Genomic DNA, 15,574 nt, shown 5'->3' with positions numbered 1-15,574 from the left:
ACTTTTACGCTATCGGTGATCACAATGAATTCGGGATTCAGGATTTTTACCAAAGTTAACCGGCCCGCCCTTGAACTCGTCCAGGGTTTCAAAGGGATTCCGGCCGCAAACATCGGAGACAACATGAATCGCCGGGCATGCATGCACGCGCGCATCCGCCCGATGAACAGCTCGCCTTTGCTGGGAACCGCGATCACGGTCAAAACCAGTCCGGGCGACAATCTGATGCTTTATGCCGCAATCGAAATGGCCCTGCCTGGCGACGTGATCGTCCTGGATGCCCAGGCCGAACTTTCGAATGCCATCACCGGCGAATTGATGATGAGCTGGGCCCAAGCGAAGGGTCTGGCCGGCGTCATCGTGGATGGAGCCGTCCGGGACGCGGAGGCGCTCGGGGAAATGTCCATGCCGGTCTACGCGGCCGGCGTGACCCCGAACGGTCCTTTCAAGAACGGGCCCGGTGAAGTCAATGTGCCGATATCGTGCGGAGGACTGGTCGTGAAACCCGGGGACATCATCGTCGGCGACGCCGACGGGATCATCGTCATTGATCCCGGCGAGGCGAGAGAGGTCCTGGACAAGGCGCGGGCGACGGTCGACAAGGAGATCGGCATCCGGTCCGCCATCAGGGACAACGCCTGGGACGTGTCGTGGGTCTCGAAAATGCTCAAGGAAAAAGGCTGTGAAATCGTCGAATAGGCAGGAATCCGGTCGATCGCGCATGCAAGACAACGGGATGGTTGAACGATGAATCTCAAGACTGAAGACCTGCTCCTGAGCAATCTGGGAGAGTCGGCGATCCTTTGCCAGTTCCCCGAGGGGGCCCTGGATCTGGAACGTCAACGCAGAATCTGGGCCATGGCCGATTCGGCGTCGGCGCTTCCGGCCGTCAAGGAAGTGATCCCGGGAATGAACAACGTGGTCGTCGTCTTCGATGCGCTCTCCGTTGCGAACGAAGCGATGGCGGAGATCCTGGCGGCCATGTGGGCCGAGAAACGCATCAAGGACTGCACGGGATCGACCATCGAAATTCCCGTGGTCTACGGCGGCCGGGAAGGAGAAGACCTGCACGAAATTTCCGCCCGGGCCGGCCTTACTCCCGAGGAATTCGTCTCGCTCCATGCGCGCGGGGAATACATCGTCTACGCCCTCGGCAGCCAGCCGGGATTCGCCTATCTGGGAGGGCTCGATCCCCGCCTGGCGACGCCGCGGCGCAGCGTGCCGCGACAGCGTGTAGACGCCGGCACCGTCATCATCGGGGGAGCGCAGACGGCGGTGCAATCGAAAACCAGTCCTTCGGGCTGGCACATGATCGGGAAAACCGACGTGGACTTCTTCGACGCCAGCAAGCCGGCGCCGGCGCTCGTCTCGCCCGGCTCCCGCCTGAGGTTTATCGTAAAGGACCTAATCCTGTGATCGAGATCATTCACCCCGGCATTCTGGCGACGATTCAGGACCTGGGGCGCGAAGGTTTCCGCAGTCTCGGCGTCGGCGTTTCCGGTGCCATGGACAGGCTGGCGCTGCGTATCGGCAATACCCTGCTCGGAAATCCCGAAGATGCGGCGGGCATCGAAACGACCCTGGGCGGGCTTATCTGCCGCTTCGACGTCGATTGTCCGTTCGCCGTCACCGGCGCCGTTTCCGAACTGTACCTGGACGAAAAACCGGTGCCGGGCGGGAGTGTCGTACTGGCGCGGGCAGGTCAGGTCTTGGAGATCATGTCGCCCAGCATCGGCATGCGCAGCTATGTTTCCTTCGCCGGCGGCATCGACGTTCCCGCGGTCATGGGTTCGAGATCGACGGATCTCAAGGGCGGTTTCGGCGGCCATTCGGGCAGGCCCTTGCGCCAAGGCGACCGGCTGGACCTGTTGCCGGCCGCTTTTCCCCGCCATCGGGTGCGGGAATTCGGACTGTCCATACGCGATGCCGGGATGAGGCTCGCGGAGGACGTGACCGAAGTCCGCATGATCCCGGCGGCGGAGTGGGAAGACTGTTCTCCGGAAGCCCGGGAACAGTTCCTGGGCACCAACTGGATAATCGACCAGATCAGCAATCGCGTCGGATATCGCCTGATCGGCCCGTCGCTGGCTCACGGTACGCCAAGGGAACTGCTGTCGCACGGCATCCTGCCCGGCACGATCCAATTGCCGCCTTCCGGACAGCCGGTCGTGCAGATGTCCGACGCCAACACCTGCGGCGGATACCCCAAGCTCGGCGTGGTCATTCAGTCCGACTTGTGGAAACTCGGCCAGGCGCAACTCGGCAAGGCCGTCCGCTTCCATCGTGTCACGCCGGGGCAGGCGATCCAGGCGATGCATGAGGAAAGGGCGTTGCTTGCGGCGGTGCGCGGCCTGGCCGCGCTGGCCCTGGGCAACGGTGAAACTTCCGGTTCCGGATGCTCTCCCTGAAGACGGCCAGGCCGTCGATCTCGTGGAAGCGCTTACGTCATCAAGAATGAACACAAGGAGTAATTCATGCCGTCAATCGACCTCAACTCGGACCTGGGCGAAGGATTTGGCCCATATCGCATCGCTGACGACGAAGCGATCCTGGACATAGTATCGTCGGCGAACATCGCGTGCGGCGCCCATGCCGGCGATCCTGTGGTCATGGACGCCACGGTTCGCGGGGCGTTGAAGCGCGGCGTCCGCGTGGGCGCGCACATCGGCTACACCGACCGCGAGGGCTTTGGCCGCCGCGCGATGTCGCTGTCGCTGAAGGAACTTGAGTACCTGACCATCACCCAGTTGGGCGCACTGGCGGCCGTGGCAGCACATGCCGGCACGCACCTGAGCCACGCGAATTTTCATGGAGCGCTCGGCAACCTGTCTTTCGTCGATCGTGACGTCGCCCGCACCTTGATCAACGCGGTCAAGGCCTTCGATCCCAAGCTGAAGTTCGTGGGCCTGCCCCACACCGAGGCGACGAAAGCCGCGGAAGATCTCGGAGTCGCCGTGGTTCGCTCCTTCCTGGCGGACCGGGCCTACACGGCGCAGGGAATCCTGGTCTCGCGCAATCAACCCGGATCGGTCATCAAGGACCATCAGGCGGTGGCCGAACGGGTCACCCGCATGCTGCGGGACGGCGTGGTCGATGCCATCGATGGCACCGTGATTCCGATGCCGGCCGAGTCCATCCTGATCCACAGCGATACCGCCGGAGCCGTTGAACTGGCGACGACCATCAAGGATTCCGTCGTCGCCGCCGGATACACGGTAAGGCCTTACGCGGACTAAGATGCCGCCTCATCCCCAGGAGCACACGCAATGAAAATCGTCGTACTGGACGGATACACCCTCAACCCCGGAGATCTGACCTGGGCCGGTATCGAGAAATTCGGCGAAGTCACCGTTTACGACCGGACCGCGCCCGAGGAAGTCCGCGGCCGGCTGGCCGGCGCCGAGATCGTTTTCACCAACAAGACGCCGCTGACCCGCGAGCACTTCGCCGCCAACCCGCGAATCCGCTTCGTCGGCGTGCTGGCCACCGGCTACAACGTCGTGGACGTCGCGGCGGCGCGCGAGCGCGGGATTCCGGTCTGCAACATCCCGACCTACGGCACCATGGCCGTCGCGCAATTCGCCACGGCGCTGATGCTTGAACTCTGCCACCGCGTCGGCCGCCACGCGGACAGCGTCAAGGCCGGCGACTGGTCGCGCGGCAACGATTTCTGCTACTGGCTGAACCCGCTGATTGAACTCGACGGCAAGACGCTGGGCATCGTCGGCTTCGGCCGCATCGGCCAGGCGTTCGGGCGTATCGCGCAGTCGCTGGGAATGAAGATCCTTGCCGTGGACGATTATCCCGACAAGCGGCTGGAATCCGATACGCTCCGCTACACGACGCTGGACGACCTTTACGCGAACGCCGACGTCATCAGCCTGCACTGCCCGTTGTTCGACGACAACAGGGGCATGATCGACAAGACCGCCATCGGCAAGATGAAGCCGGGCGTGCTGATCCTCAACACTTCGCGCGGCCCGCTGATCAACGAAGCCGATCTGGCCGAAGCGCTGCAGGCGGGACACGTCGCCGGCGCGGCATTGGACGTGCTGTCGTCGGAACCGCCATCGCCGTCGAACCCGCTGCTGTCGGCGCCCAACTGCATCGTCACGCCGCACATTGCCTGGGCGACCAGGGAAGCCCGGACCCGCCTCATGAACATCGCCACGGACAACCTGTCCGCCTTCCTCAAGGGCGCGGCGCAAAACGTGGTCAATCCCTAGCCGGACGACGCGGCTCTTCCCGGCAAGGAGAGAACGCTGGCGACCCGCCAGAAAGCGAAAAGCCCCGCCGTGCGGGGCTTTTCCATAAAAACATCACGTTTCTATCTTGGGTCAATCCTAGAACGGAATGTCGTCGTCCATGTCCTCGAAGCTCGGCGCCTTCTTGGCCGGCGCCGCGCGGCCGCCGCCCGAGGAAGGGCCCGAGGGAGGAGCGGACGACGGCATGCTGCCGCCGTATTCGGCTTCGCCGCCGGACGAGGACGCGCTCTGGCGGCCGCCGAGCATCTGCATTTCGTTGGCCTCGATTTCCGTGGTGTAGCGCTCCTGGCCTTCCTTGTCCTGCCACTTGCGCGTGCGGATGCGGCCCTCGACATAGACCGACGAGCCCTTCTTCAGGTACTGCCCGACGATCTCGGCCAGTTTCCGGTAGAAGACGACGCGATGCCATTCGGTCATCTCGCGCTTCTCGCCGGTCGCCTTGTCCTTCCACGATTCCGTGGTGGCCAGCCGGATGTTCGCCACGGCGTCGCCGTTGGGCATGTAACGGGTTTCCGGATCGGCGCCGAGATTGCCGACGAGAATCACTTTGTTCACCGAAGCCATGCTGCCTCCCAGGTGAATGGATGTCTGAAGCGGGATTATAAAAGAGTTTGCCCGGACTGCCGCGGGTTGCGCAGCAGCGGAAATTGCATGGAGGCGCCGAGCGCCAGCCAGGCCAGCAGCAGGACGATGCACGCCGACCAGACGGCGGTCTCGCCGCCCGTCCGGGCCAGCCAGCCGCCGGCGAAGCCGCCCAGGAACAGGCCGAGCGACTGGGTGGTGTTGTAGATGCCGAGCGCGGCGCCCTTGGCGTAGGGCGGAGCGAGACGCGAGATCAGCGAGGGCTGCACCGCTTCCAGGACGTTGAAGGCGACGAAGAACAGCAGCAGCCAGAGGCACAGCGCCGGCAGGCTCTGGCCCAGCCAGCCGAATCCCGCCTGGACGGCGATCAGCAGAGCGATGCTGGCGTTGAACACCTGGCGCATGCGGCCGCGCTTCTCCGCGGCGATGATCGCCGGCACCATGACCACGAACGAGAGGAGGACGGCCGGCAGATACACTTTCCAGTGCTGGCCGACCGGCAGGCCGCCGCGCCCGGTCAGCGCCGACGGCAGCAGGACCCACATCGCCGTCTGCATGAAATGCAGCGCGAACACGCCGAAATTGAGCCGCCGCAGCGGCCCGGAACGCAGTACCTCGGCGAACCCCGACCAGCCCGGCTGGCGCGGCACCGGCGGCGCCGCGGGCACCAGCTTCCAGACGACCGGCACGGCCAGCAGCGCCAGCGCGCCGGTCAACGCGAAGATGCCGCCCATGCCGATCGCCGCGTACAGCAGCGGCGCGGCGACCATCGACACGGCGAAGGCCAGGCCGATCGACGAACCGATCATGGCCATCACCTTGGTCAGATGCTGCTCGCGCGTGAGATCGGCGGCCAGCGCCGTCACCGCCGCCGAGATGGCCCCGGCGCCCTGCAGCGCGCGCCCCAAGATGACGCCGGGAATGTCGGCCGACAGCGCCGCGACGAAGCTGCCGGCGGCGAACACCGCCAGGCCGAAGAAGATCACCGGCTTGCGCCCGAAGCGGTCGGAGGCCACGCCGTAGGCGATCTGCAGCAGCGCCTGCGTCAGGCCGTAGGCGCCGAGCGCCATGCCGACGAGCGCCACGTCGCCGCCCGAGGGCAGGCCGCGCGCGTGCACGGCGAAGACCGGCAGGATCAGGAACAGCCCGAGCATGCGCAAGGCGAAGACGAAGGCCAGGGCGGCGCCGGAACGGCGCTCCCCGGAGCTCATCGACTCATGGGTGGGAGCAAGCATCGGACGGATTTTCCTGAACGCCACGGCAAAAAAAGGACAATGGAACAACGGACTGGTTCAGGCGGTCGTATCGGCGAAATTTCTTGCGTATATTATCAGGTTTGCCTTCCCCTCCCGGCACCGCCTCCCCATGGAAGAATTCAAGGAAATCCGCATCCGCGGCGCACGCACGCACAATCTCAAGGACATCAATCTCGACCTGCCGCGCAACCGGATGATCGTCATCACCGGGCTGTCCGGCTCGGGCAAATCCTCGCTGGCCTTCGACACGCTCTACGCCGAGGGCCAGCGCCGCTACGTCGAGTCGCTCTCGGCCTACGCCCGCCAGTTCCTGCAGATGATGGACAAGCCCGACGTGGACCTCATCGAGGGCCTGTCGCCGGCCATCTCCATCGAGCAGAAGGCGACCAGCCACAACCCGCGTTCGACGGTCGGCACGGTTACCGAGATCCACGACTATCTGCGCCTGCTGTTCGCCCGCGCCGGCACGCCGTACTGCCCGGAGCACGACCTGCCGCTGGAAGCGCAGACCGTCTCGCAGATGGTCGACCACGTGCTGGCGCTGCCGGCGGACACCAAGCTGATGATCCTCGCGCCGGTCGTCGCCAACCGCAAGGGCGAGCAGCTCGACCTGTTCGCCGAACTGCGCGCGCAGGGCTTCGCCCGCCTGCGCATCGACGGCAAGATCCACGAGATCGACGCGCTGCCCAAGCTGGCCAAGACGCAGAAGCACACCATCGACGTGGTGGTCGACCGGCTCAAGGTGCGCGACGACATCCGCCAGCGCCTCGCCGAATCGTTCGAGACCGCGCTGCGCCACGCCGACGGCCGCGCCATCGCGCTGGAGATGGATTCCGGCAAGGAGCACCTGTTCTCGGCCCGCTTCGCCTGCCCGGTGTGCTCGTACTCGCTGCAGGAACTCGAACCGCGCCTGTTCTCGTTCAACAACCCGATGGGTGCCTGCCCGAAGTGCGACGGCCTCGGCGTGATCCAGTTCTTCGACCCCAAGCGCATCGTCACGCAGCCCGAACTCTCGCTCGCCGCCGGCGCCATCCGCGGCTGGGACCGGCGCAACCAGTTCTACTTCCAGCTGCTGGCCTCGCTGGCCGAGCACTACGGCTTCGACGTCGACACGCCGTTCGCGCGGCTGCCGGAGAACATCCGCCAGATACTGCTCTACGGCTCGGGCCGCGAAGTGATCCGCTTCCGCTATCTCAATGAAAAGGGCACGCGCTTCGACCGCAGCCACACTTTCGAAGGAATCGTCACCAACTTCGAACGCCGCTACAAGGAAACCGACTCGGTGGCGGTGCGCGAGGAACTGTCCAAGCTGATCAGCAGCCGCACCTGTCCGGAGTGCGACGGCGCCCGCCTGCGCCGCGAAGCGCGCCACGTACACGTCGGCAGCGGCACGCAGGCGCTGACCCTGCACCAGATCAGCCGCCTGCCGCTCGGCCAGACGCGCGACTACTTCCGCGACCTGAAGCTCGCCGGCAACAAGGCGCAGATCGCCGAGAAGGTGCTCAAGGAAATCGTCAGCCGCCTGCAATTCCTGATCAACGTCGGCCTCGACTACCTGTCGCTCGACCGCTCGGCGGAAACGCTCTCGGGCGGCGAAGCGCAGCGCATCCGGCTGGCCTCACAGATCGGCTCGGGACTCACCGGCGTGATGTACGTGCTCGACGAACCGTCGATCGGCCTGCACCAGCGCGACAACCACCGCCTGCTGGAGACGCTGCACCACCTGCGCGACATCGGCAACACGGTGATCGTCGTCGAGCACGACGAGGACGCCATCCGCAGCGCCGACTACGTCGTCGACATCGGCCCCGGCGCCGGCATCCACGGCGGCGCCGTCGTCGCCGAAGGCACGCCCGCGCGGATCATGGCCAATCCCGCCTCGATGACCGGCGACTACCTCGCCGGCCGGCGCCGCATCGAGGCGCCGGGCACGCCCCGCCGCGCCGATCCGGAGCGCATGCTGAAGATCGTCGGCGCGCGCGGCAACAACCTGAAGGACGTCACCCTCGAACTGCCGGTCGGCCTGTTCATCTGCATCACCGGCGTCTCCGGCTCGGGCAAATCGACGCTGATCAACGACACGCTCTACGCCGCCGCCGCCAAGCACCTCTACGGCTCGATCGCCGAGCCGGCCGAGCACGACGCGATCGTCGGCCTCGACCACTTCGACAAGGTGATCAACGTCGACCAGGCGCCGATCGGCCGCACGCCGCGCTCCAACCCGGCCACCTACACCGGCCTGCTCACCCCGATCCGCGAACTGTTCGCCGGCGTGCCCGAATCGCGCGCGCGCGGCTACAGTCCCGGCCGCTTCTCCTTCAACGTCAAGGGCGGACGCTGCGAAGCCTGCCAGGGCGACGGCGTGATCAAGGTCGAAATGCACTTCCTGCCCGACATCTACGTGCACTGCGACGTCTGCCACGGCAAGCGCTACAACCGCGAGACGCTGGAAATCCAGTACAAGGGCAAGAACATCCACGACATCCTGCAGATGACCGTCGAGCAGGCGCGCGAGTTCTTCGACGCCGTTCCGGTCGTCGCGCGCAAGCTGCAGACGCTGGTCAACGTCGGCCTGTCCTACATCACCCTCGGCCAGTCGGCCACCACCCTCTCCGGCGGCGAGGCGCAGCGCGTCAAGCTCGCGCTCGAACTGTCCAAGCGCGACACCGGCCGCACCCTGTACATCCTCGACGAACCGACCACCGGCCTGCACTTCCAGGATATCGAGATGCTGCTCGGCGTGCTGCACCGGCTGGCCGACCACGGCAACACCGTGGTGGTCATCGAGCACAACCTCGACGTCATCAAGACCGCCGACTGGATCGTCGATCTCGGACCGGAAGGCGGCGACGGCGGCGGGCGGATACTGGCGGCGGGTATGCCAAAAGCCATCGCCGGCAACAAGGCCAGCCACACCGGACGCTTCCTGAAACCCTTGCTGGCCAAGAGAAAGTGAGGCGCGGCCGGGCGGAAATGCGCTTCGCAAGAAAAAAACAACACTTTTTTGCCGTTCCCCGGCATTTTCCTGGCGCACCCCCCTTCCCTTCAAGCCCATGAAGTGCAAGAATCGCTGCGGAGTTTCCACCACGACTCTCAACAATCAACAACAGGAGATACTATGAACAAGTCTGAATTGATCGACGCAATCGCAGCAAAAGCCGAACTGTCCAAAGTCGCCTCCGGTAAGGCGCTCGATGCCGTGATCGAGACCATCGTTCAGGCTGTGGCCAAGGGCGACGGCGTGAGCCTCGTCGGTTTCGGCTCCTTCAAGTCCGCCGCGCGCGCCGCCCGCGAAGGCAAGAATCCGAAGACGGGCGAAAAGATCAAGATCCCGGCGACCACCGTTCCCAAGTTCGCCGCCGGCGCCACCTTCAAGGCCACCGTCGCCGCCGCCAAGACCAAGAAGAAAAAGTAATATCTCCTGAATCCGAAAAAGGCTTGCTGCGCGCAAGCCTTTTTCATTGATTTTTTTCGTCGTTCTTTTGCCGCCGGCAAGATTGACTCACCGATGCGGCCCGCGTAGAATGCGCGGCTTCGATGGGGGCGTAGCTCAGTTGGGAGAGCGGTTGGTTCGCAATCAACAGGTCGGCGGTTCGATCCCGCCCGTCTCCACCAGACATATCCAGCAGGCCAGTCGACCCGACTGGCTTTTTGCTTTCTGCGCTGCACGCAGGCCCGGACCGCGGCCGCTCACGCCGCCCGTAGCTCAATCGGATAGAGCACTTGGCTTCGAACCAAGGGGTAGGGAGTTCGAATCTCTCCGGGCGGGCCATCGCAAACCGGGAAAGCGCCGCAGCCGCATGACCGAACGGGGCTGAACATGCAGATCGAGATCGCCAACGGCATCCTGACGACCCGGCACCCCGCATCGCCCGACGGCGAACCGGTGTTCATCCGCGACGGCGTCATTCACCAGCCTGCCGACAGCGTGGGCCCGGGCGAAACGGCGCCGCCGGCGGGCGACCTGATCGCCGACGAATACGCCCGCGCCGCCGACGCGGGACGCCGCTTCTCCCGGCTGGAATACAACGTGATCGCCCGTTTCGCCGGCCTGCCGTCGATGAATCCCTGCTCCGGCGAGTAGCGCCGCTCAATCCCTGATACGGCTGAAGACCTGGGCGGCTTCCTGGATCTGCGCGGCCGTCAACCCGGCTTCCCCGGCGGCGCCCTGCCGGCCGCCGAAATTCGCTTCCCACTCGGCGTCCGACAACACGACTTCCTCGATTTCCGGCTTGCGCGCCTCGACGCGCCGCCGCTGCTCGATCCTGCCCGGTGGGCCGACGTCTTCCTGCCGCCGGTCCTTGCCCGATCTGCGCTCGCGCGACACTGCCATGACGTCCCCTTTTGTTTTCGATGCGCCCGAGGAAAACTGGGGCTCAGTATAGCCATGCCGCAGGTTCCCGGCGCCACTATATTGTGCAATGGTGGGCGATGTTCTAATGTAAGACCGTGAAACGTATCGTCAAACAAGGGCTTGGCTATGCACCTGCAGTCAACACCGCATGACCGCCGTCGCTTTCCGGACCGCAGAGTCATGGACGAAGGCCCGCCGCCCGGGCAGGCGGAGCGGAGAATCCATGCGGAACGCCGCGGATTCGAGGTGGAGGAGCTCGATTTCGACGAACGGATCGCGCTGGGCCGCGCGCACAGGCGGGCGAATCTGCCGGGATAGCCGGCGCGGTGCCGCGTATCACGCCCTTTCCGGCGTTTCCATCGGCAAGATCTAGCCGTTGCGCGCCGCGCGGAAACAGAGCGCCGCCACGCCGGCGGACGACAGGGCGATCACCACGGCCAGCCTGCGCCCTTCCGCCAGGCTCCTGAGCCAGCGGTTGAGGTCGTCCGCGAACACCGCCATCTTGCCGCCGAAACGTTCGAGGTTGTGGCGGTACTGCTTCGAATCGCGCGTGGTCACCGGATACGCCCGGCCATCGGCGACGACGTAGCCGATGACGTCGCTGGTGCCGTCCTCCGCCGCCAGGAAGATCCAGGCCGCCACGGCGAAACCGGCGACGAGCGCCAGCCAGGCCGCGGAACGCAGCCAGCTCTGGCGTTGGCGTCTGTTTTCCGGAGAGGACATGGGCCGCGCTTCAGCGATGAATCACCACCAGCAGGGCTTTCGCCTCCACTTTGCCGGAATTGCGGATGGCGTGGTTGCAGTCGACCGCGTAACGCGCCGTGGCGCCGGCCCTGATCCGCTTCTTCTCGCCGCCGGCTTCGAGTTCCACCGCGCCCTGCAGCACGGTCAGGTGCTCGGTCGCGCCGGGGTCGTGCGGGGTCGAGGCCAGCACGCCGTCGGGCGCCAGCGTGAGCTCGTACCATTCGAACTTGCCGGCGAGCTCCATCGGGCCGAGGATGCGCAGCACGTAGCCCGCATGGTCGCTGGACAAGGTCGGCAGTTCGTGCGCTTCGAGCAGCCGGATCGACTCGGCCGGGCGCGTCTCCGGCGTCAGCAGCTCGCCGATGCTGACGCCGAGCGCGTTGGCCAGCCGCCAGGCCACGGCGATGGTCGGATTGGCCTTCTCGCGTTCGATCTGCGAGAGCATCGACTTCGACACGCCCGCGGCGCGCGACAGGTCTTCCAGCGTCAGATTCCGCTCCAGCCGCATTTTCTGCAGCGTCGCGCCGACTTCCGGGGGAGTTTGCGGAGGACCTGAAGTTTTCATTTGGCAAGGCTTGCAAAGTTCAATGATGCCCACTAGTATCCGATATATTGAATTATTTTTCTTTATATTGAATTTTTAAAAACCCACTGAACCGCCATGTTAACAAACATCGGCGGCCACAGCCAGACGACGGGATACGCCATGACGCAAGACACCTTTTACGCCGGCCTGCGGCAAAACCTCGACGAACTGAGCGCGCAGGGCCTGTACAAGCAGGAGCGCGTGCTGGCCTCGCGCCAGGGCAGCACGGTCACCTGCGACGACGGGCGACAGCTGATCAACATGTGCGCCAACAACTACCTCGGCCTGTCCGGCGACGAATCGCTGGTCGAGGCGGCGCGGGAGGCCGTCGCGCAGTACGGCTACGGCCTGTCGTCGGTGCGCTTCATCTGTGGCACGCAGACGGTGCACAAGCAGCTGGAAAAGGCGCTCGCCGAGTTCCTCGGCATGGAGGACGCCATCCTCTACGCGGCGGCCTTCGACGCCAACGGCGGCGTGTTCGAGCCGCTGCTCGACGAGCGCGACGCGATCATCTCGGACGCGCTGAACCACGCCTCGATCATCGACGGCATCCGCCTGTGCAAGGCCGAGCGCTACCGCTACGCGCACAACGACATGGCCGACCTCGAAGCGCAGCTGCAGGACGCCGCCGGCCAGCGGCACAAGCTGATCGTCACCGACGGCGTGTTCTCGATGGACGGCACGATCGCCCAATTGGACAAGATCTGCGATCTGGCCGACCGTTACGGCGCGCTGGTGATGGTCGACGACTCGCACGCCACCGGCTTCATGGGCGCGACCGGGCGCGGCACGCACGAGCACCACGGCGTGATGGGCCGCGTCAACATCATCACCGGCACGCTGGGCAAGGCGCTCGGCGGCGCGATGGGCGGCTTCACCGCGGCGCGCCGGGAAGTCGTCGACATGCTGCGCCAGAAGTCGCGCCCCTATCTCTTTTCCAACAGCCTGGCGCCGGCCATCGCCGGCACCTCGCTGGAGGTGCTGCGGCGCCTTTCGTCCTCCACCGAACTGCGCGACCGGCTGCACGCCAACACCGCCCATTTCCGGCGCAGCATCGAGGAACTCGGCTTCACCATCAAGCCGGGCACGCATCCGGTGGTGCCGGTGATGCTGTTCGACGCACCGCTGGCGCAGGCCTTCGCCCGCCGGCTCTATGAACTCGGCGTGCTGGTCACCGGCTTCTTCTACCCGGTGGTGCCGATGGGGCAGGCCCGCGTGCGCGTGCAGATTTCCGCCGCGCACACCCGTGAACAGCTCGACGCGGCGCTGGCCGCCTTCGCCCAGGCCGGGCGCGAGCTCGGCCTGCTGAACAAATAAAAAGGAAAACGAACATGGAACGGATACTCGTCATCGGCGCCAACGGCCAGATCGGCAGCGAACTCACCGAGGCGCTGGCGGACATCCACGGCGCGGAAAACGTCATCGCCGCCGACATCGGCCCGCGCAGCCTGGCCGGCGCGGAACGCTACGAAACGCTGGACGTGCTGGACAACGCCCGCCTCCGGCAATGCATCGACGGCCACGGCATCACCCAGGTCTTCCACCTCGCCGCGCTGCTTTCGGTCACCGGCGAGCAGGCGCCGCTGCGCGCCTGGATGCTGAACATGAACGGCCTGCTGAACATCCTCGAAATCGCTCGCGAGCGCACCGCGGCCGGACAGCCGCTGCGCGTGTTCTGGCCCTCCTCGATCGCCGCCTTCGGGCCGCACACGCCGGCGGTTGACACGCCGCAGTTGACGGTGATGGACCCGACCACCATCTACGGCATCAGCAAGCTGGCCGGCGAACGCCTGTGCGAGTATTACTTCGCCAAATACGGCGTCGACGTGCGCAGCGTCCGCTACCCGGGCATCATCAGCTACAAGTCGCCGCCCGGCGGCGGTACCACCGACTACGCCATCGCCATCTTCCACGCCGCCTGCCGCGGCGAGATCTACCACTGCTACCTGGGGCCGGAGAGCACCCTGCCGATGATCTACATGCCCGACGCCATCCGCGCCACGATCGAGCTGATGCAGGCGCCGGCCGCGCAGATCCGCGTGCGCTCGTCCTACAATGTCGCCGGCGTCAGCTTCAACCCCCGGCAGCTGGCTGACGCGATCCGGCGGCGCAAGCCCGACTTCCGCGTCGACTACCGCCCGGACCAGCGCCAGTCCATCGCCGACAGCTGGCCGCGCAGCCTCGACGACACGTACGCGCGCGCCGACTGGGGCTGGACGCCGGCCATCGGATTGCAGCCGATGGCCGACGACATGCTGCTGCACATCGGCAAGACGGTCAGGCAATGCACGCAGGCCGCCTGAGTGCCGCGCACCTGCGCCGCGTTCACCAGCGACATCGTTTTCGAGGCGGCCTGAAACGTTCCCCGCCGGCGCCGGCGGGTGACGAAAGCCAGAAAAATCACATTCAGAAACAGCTGATTTCTTTTTCCGTTCCAATTTGTTGACGGCCGGGATGGCCGACTGTAGCATCCCCGCGATCGGCCCTGGCCGTCACAATTAAGGAGAATTCCGTGAAAAAAATCGCTTCGATGCTGACGCTGGCCGCGGTCGCGGTCGCCAGCCTGTCCCTCATATCCTGCTCGAAGGAGGAGCCGAAGGCCGAAGTCATCAAGATCGGCGTCTTCGAACCGCTGACCGGCGCCAACGGCGCGGGCGGTGCCGACGAGTACGACGGCATCAAGCTGGCCAACAAACTTTTCCCGGAAGTGCTCGGCAAGAAGGTCCAACTGGTCGCCGTCGACAACAAGTCCGACAAGGTCGAAGCCGCCAACGCGGCGACGGTCCTCACGCAGAAGGAAAAGGTCAACGCCGTGATCGGCTCCTGGGGCAGCTCGCTATCGATGGCCGGCGGCCCGATCTTCGCCGAAGCCAAGATTCCCGCCGTCGCCGTGTCCGCCACCAACCCGGCCGTGACCAAGGGCAACGACTACTACTTCCGCGTCTGCTTCCTCGATCCGTTCCAGGGCGTGGTCGGCGCGACCTACGCATTCGAGACCCTGAAGGCCAAGAAAGTGGCCATCATCCGCGAAGTGTCCAACGACTACTCGGTCGGCCTGGCCAAGTTCTTCGTCGATGAGTTCGTCAAGCTGACCGGCGACCCGAACTCGATCGTCGCCACCTCCGACTACAACACCGGCGACCAGGACTTCACCGCGCAGCTGACCAACATCAAGAAGTTCGAGCCGGACGCCATCTTCGCTCCCGGCAACTACACCGAATCCGCGCTGATCATCAAGCAGGCCCGCGCGCTCGGCATCAACGCCCAGTTCATCGGCGGCGACACGTGGGACATGGCGGCCTTCCTCGAAGTCGGCGGCCCGGCGGTCGAAGGCGCGGTGGTGTCCACCTTCTTCGCCAACGACGTGCCGATCAACAAGACCTCCGAAGCCTTCCTGAAGTCCTTCCGCGACGAATACAAGAAGGAACCGTCGGCCGTCGCCGCGCTCGGCTATGACGCCTATCTCGTCATCCTCGACGCGATCAAGCGCGCGAACTCCGCCGAGCCGCAGAAGATCCGCGACGCCCTGACCCAGACCAAGGACTTCGAAGGCTCCGCCGGCTCCATCACCATCAACGCCGAACGCAACGCCGACAAGGCGGCCGTGTTCAAGACGGTGAAGGACGGCAAGTTCGTGTTCCTGACCACCGTCAAACCGCAACAATAACAGGCTGAACCCAGGCGGGGCGATCGCCCCGCGCCGTACAACCCACCGGCAGTGACCGAGAATCCGGATGTGCCGTAGCCTTCGCTACCCCACATTCGGATTTTCGTATGACCGGACGGC

General features: G+C 65.3%; 17 protein-coding genes and 2 tRNA genes. 14 read left to right on the top strand and 5 right to left on the bottom strand.

The genetic code is table 11. The annotated features are described in order from the left end of the window. Window positions 1-24: 24 nt before the first annotated feature. The 5 genes from QM701_RS17760 (at window position 25) to QM701_RS17740 (ending at window position 4,226) form a co-directional block, all read left to right on the top strand. Window positions 25-699 carry an RraA family protein gene (locus QM701_RS17760; protein WP_415168334.1) on the top strand — a complete coding sequence of 225 codons (675 nt, stop codon included), beginning with the start codon at window positions 25-27 and terminating at the stop codon, window positions 697-699. Between the two features lie 48 nt (window positions 700-747). After that, window positions 748-1,416 (top strand): 5-oxoprolinase subunit PxpB, encoded by a 669-nt coding sequence (gene pxpB, locus QM701_RS17755; RefSeq protein ID WP_415168333.1) that lies wholly within the window; start codon window positions 748-750, stop codon window positions 1,414-1,416. After that, complete coding sequence (locus QM701_RS17750) at window positions 1,413-2,408, top strand: biotin-dependent carboxyltransferase family protein (RefSeq protein ID WP_415168332.1); 996 nt, start codon at window positions 1,413-1,415, stop codon at window positions 2,406-2,408. Before pxpB ends, QM701_RS17750 begins: the two co-directional genes overlap by 4 nt. Window positions 2,409-2,474: 66 nt before the next feature. Then, window positions 2,475-3,236, top strand: a complete 762-nt coding sequence (locus QM701_RS17745; protein WP_415168331.1) for a LamB/YcsF family protein — start codon at window positions 2,475-2,477, stop codon at window positions 3,234-3,236. 30 nt (window positions 3,237-3,266) lie between these two features. Beyond that, window positions 3,267-4,226, top strand: a complete 960-nt coding sequence (locus QM701_RS17740) for a D-2-hydroxyacid dehydrogenase (RefSeq protein ID WP_415168330.1) — start codon at window positions 3,267-3,269, stop codon at window positions 4,224-4,226. Window positions 4,227-4,343: 117 nt separating this feature from the next. On the opposite strand, the gene ssb is transcribed toward QM701_RS17740, so the two are convergent. Beyond that, complete coding sequence (ssb, locus tag QM701_RS17735) at window positions 4,344-4,829, bottom strand: single-stranded DNA-binding protein (RefSeq protein ID WP_415168329.1); 486 nt, start codon at window positions 4,827-4,829, stop codon at window positions 4,344-4,346. A gap of 35 nt (window positions 4,830-4,864) precedes the next feature. Next, window positions 4,865-6,082: an MFS transporter gene (locus QM701_RS17730; RefSeq protein WP_415168328.1), complete on the bottom strand. Its 1,218-nt coding sequence runs from the start codon at window positions 6,080-6,082 to the stop codon at window positions 4,865-4,867. 130 nt (window positions 6,083-6,212) lie between these two features. Between QM701_RS17730 and uvrA the strand changes: the two genes are divergently transcribed. The 5 genes from uvrA (at window position 6,213) to QM701_RS17705 (ending at window position 10,187) form a co-directional block, all read left to right on the top strand. Beyond that, window positions 6,213-9,059, top strand: coding sequence for an excinuclease ABC subunit UvrA (gene uvrA / locus QM701_RS17725; protein WP_415168327.1), 2,847 nt, complete (start codon window positions 6,213-6,215; stop codon window positions 9,057-9,059). Window positions 9,060-9,161: 102 nt separating this feature from the next. Continuing rightward, entirely contained in the window at window positions 9,162-9,518 is a 357-nt protein-coding gene (locus QM701_RS17720; RefSeq protein ID WP_415168326.1) for an HU family DNA-binding protein, read from the top strand. Between the two features lie 124 nt (window positions 9,519-9,642). Beyond that, window positions 9,643-9,718: transfer RNA gene (locus QM701_RS17715), tRNA-Ala, on the top strand. An 80-nt stretch (window positions 9,719-9,798) separates the two neighbouring features. Further along, window positions 9,799-9,875: transfer RNA gene (locus tag QM701_RS17710), tRNA-Arg, on the top strand. Between the two features lie 48 nt (window positions 9,876-9,923). After that, window positions 9,924-10,187, top strand: coding sequence for a hypothetical protein (locus QM701_RS17705; RefSeq protein ID WP_415168325.1), 264 nt, complete (start codon window positions 9,924-9,926; stop codon window positions 10,185-10,187). A 6-nt stretch (window positions 10,188-10,193) separates the two neighbouring features. On the opposite strand, the gene QM701_RS17700 is transcribed toward QM701_RS17705, so the two are convergent. Then, entirely contained in the window at window positions 10,194-10,436 is a 243-nt protein-coding gene (locus QM701_RS17700; RefSeq protein WP_415168324.1) for a hypothetical protein, read from the bottom strand. Window positions 10,437-10,637: 201 nt separating this feature from the next. Here QM701_RS17700 and QM701_RS17695 point away from each other — a divergent pair, with 201 nt between their 5' ends. Next, a complete protein-coding gene (locus QM701_RS17695) occupies window positions 10,638-10,775 on the top strand; it encodes a hypothetical protein (protein WP_415168323.1) in 138 nt (45 codons plus the stop codon). 51 nt (window positions 10,776-10,826) lie between these two features. On the opposite strand, the gene QM701_RS17690 is transcribed toward QM701_RS17695, so the two are convergent. Both QM701_RS17690 and QM701_RS17685 read right to left on the bottom strand, forming a co-directional pair. Continuing rightward, window positions 10,827-11,180, bottom strand: a complete 354-nt coding sequence (locus QM701_RS17690; protein WP_415168322.1) for a hypothetical protein — start codon at window positions 11,178-11,180, stop codon at window positions 10,827-10,829. A 10-nt stretch (window positions 11,181-11,190) separates the two neighbouring features. Next, window positions 11,191-11,766: a helix-turn-helix domain-containing protein gene (locus tag QM701_RS17685; RefSeq protein WP_415168321.1), complete on the bottom strand. Its 576-nt coding sequence runs from the start codon at window positions 11,764-11,766 to the stop codon at window positions 11,191-11,193. Window positions 11,767-11,907: 141 nt separating this feature from the next. On the opposite strand from QM701_RS17685, the gene kbl reads away from it, so the two are divergent. The 3 genes from kbl to QM701_RS17670 all read left to right on the top strand — a co-directional run bounded on the left by kbl (window position 11,908) and on the right by QM701_RS17670 (window position 15,454). Further along, window positions 11,908-13,104, top strand: a complete 1,197-nt coding sequence (kbl, locus tag QM701_RS17680; protein WP_415168320.1) for a glycine C-acetyltransferase — start codon at window positions 11,908-11,910, stop codon at window positions 13,102-13,104. 14 nt (window positions 13,105-13,118) lie between these two features. Next, entirely contained in the window at window positions 13,119-14,090 is a 972-nt protein-coding gene (locus QM701_RS17675; RefSeq protein ID WP_415168319.1) for an NAD-dependent epimerase/dehydratase family protein, read from the top strand. A 209-nt stretch (window positions 14,091-14,299) separates the two neighbouring features. After that, a complete protein-coding gene (locus QM701_RS17670) occupies window positions 14,300-15,454 on the top strand; it encodes an ABC transporter substrate-binding protein (RefSeq protein ID WP_415168318.1) in 1,155 nt (384 codons plus the stop codon). Window positions 15,455-15,574 lie beyond the last annotated feature (120 nt).

The organism is Propionivibrio sp., from assembly GCF_047602565.1.
Lineage (GTDB): Bacteria > Pseudomonadota > Gammaproteobacteria > Burkholderiales > Rhodocyclaceae > Propionivibrio.
This window is presented reverse-complemented; position numbering and strand designations above follow the sequence as displayed.

Excerpts from the sequence above, each read along its gene's own strand:
- QM701_RS17685 (WP_415168321.1), bottom strand. The coding sequence starts at position 11,766 with ATGAAAACTTCAGGTCCTCCGCAAACTCCCCCGGAAGTCGGCGCGACG.
- QM701_RS17700 (WP_415168324.1), bottom strand. The coding sequence starts at position 10,436 with ATGGCAGTGTCGCGCGAGCGCAGATCGGGCAAGGACCGGCGGCAGGAA.
- QM701_RS17675 (WP_415168319.1), top strand. The coding sequence starts at position 13,119 with ATGGAACGGATACTCGTCATCGGCGCCAACGGCCAGATCGGCAGCGAA.
- pxpB (WP_415168333.1), top strand. The coding sequence starts at position 748 with ATGAATCTCAAGACTGAAGACCTGCTCCTGAGCAATCTGGGAGAGTCG.
- ssb (WP_415168329.1), bottom strand. The coding sequence starts at position 4,829 with ATGGCTTCGGTGAACAAAGTGATTCTCGTCGGCAATCTCGGCGCCGAT.
- QM701_RS17690 (WP_415168322.1), bottom strand. The coding sequence starts at position 11,180 with ATGTCCTCTCCGGAAAACAGACGCCAACGCCAGAGCTGGCTGCGTTCC.
- QM701_RS17760 (WP_415168334.1), top strand. The coding sequence starts at position 25 with ATGAATTCGGGATTCAGGATTTTTACCAAAGTTAACCGGCCCGCCCTT.
- uvrA (WP_415168327.1), top strand. The coding sequence starts at position 6,213 with ATGGAAGAATTCAAGGAAATCCGCATCCGCGGCGCACGCACGCACAAT.
- QM701_RS17730 (WP_415168328.1), bottom strand. The coding sequence starts at position 6,082 with ATGCTTGCTCCCACCCATGAGTCGATGAGCTCCGGGGAGCGCCGTTCC.
- QM701_RS17705 (WP_415168325.1), top strand. The coding sequence starts at position 9,924 with ATGCAGATCGAGATCGCCAACGGCATCCTGACGACCCGGCACCCCGCA.
- QM701_RS17695 (WP_415168323.1), top strand. The coding sequence starts at position 10,638 with ATGGACGAAGGCCCGCCGCCCGGGCAGGCGGAGCGGAGAATCCATGCG.
- QM701_RS17745 (WP_415168331.1), top strand. The coding sequence starts at position 2,475 with ATGCCGTCAATCGACCTCAACTCGGACCTGGGCGAAGGATTTGGCCCA.
- kbl (WP_415168320.1), top strand. The coding sequence starts at position 11,908 with ATGACGCAAGACACCTTTTACGCCGGCCTGCGGCAAAACCTCGACGAA.
- QM701_RS17740 (WP_415168330.1), top strand. The coding sequence starts at position 3,267 with ATGAAAATCGTCGTACTGGACGGATACACCCTCAACCCCGGAGATCTG.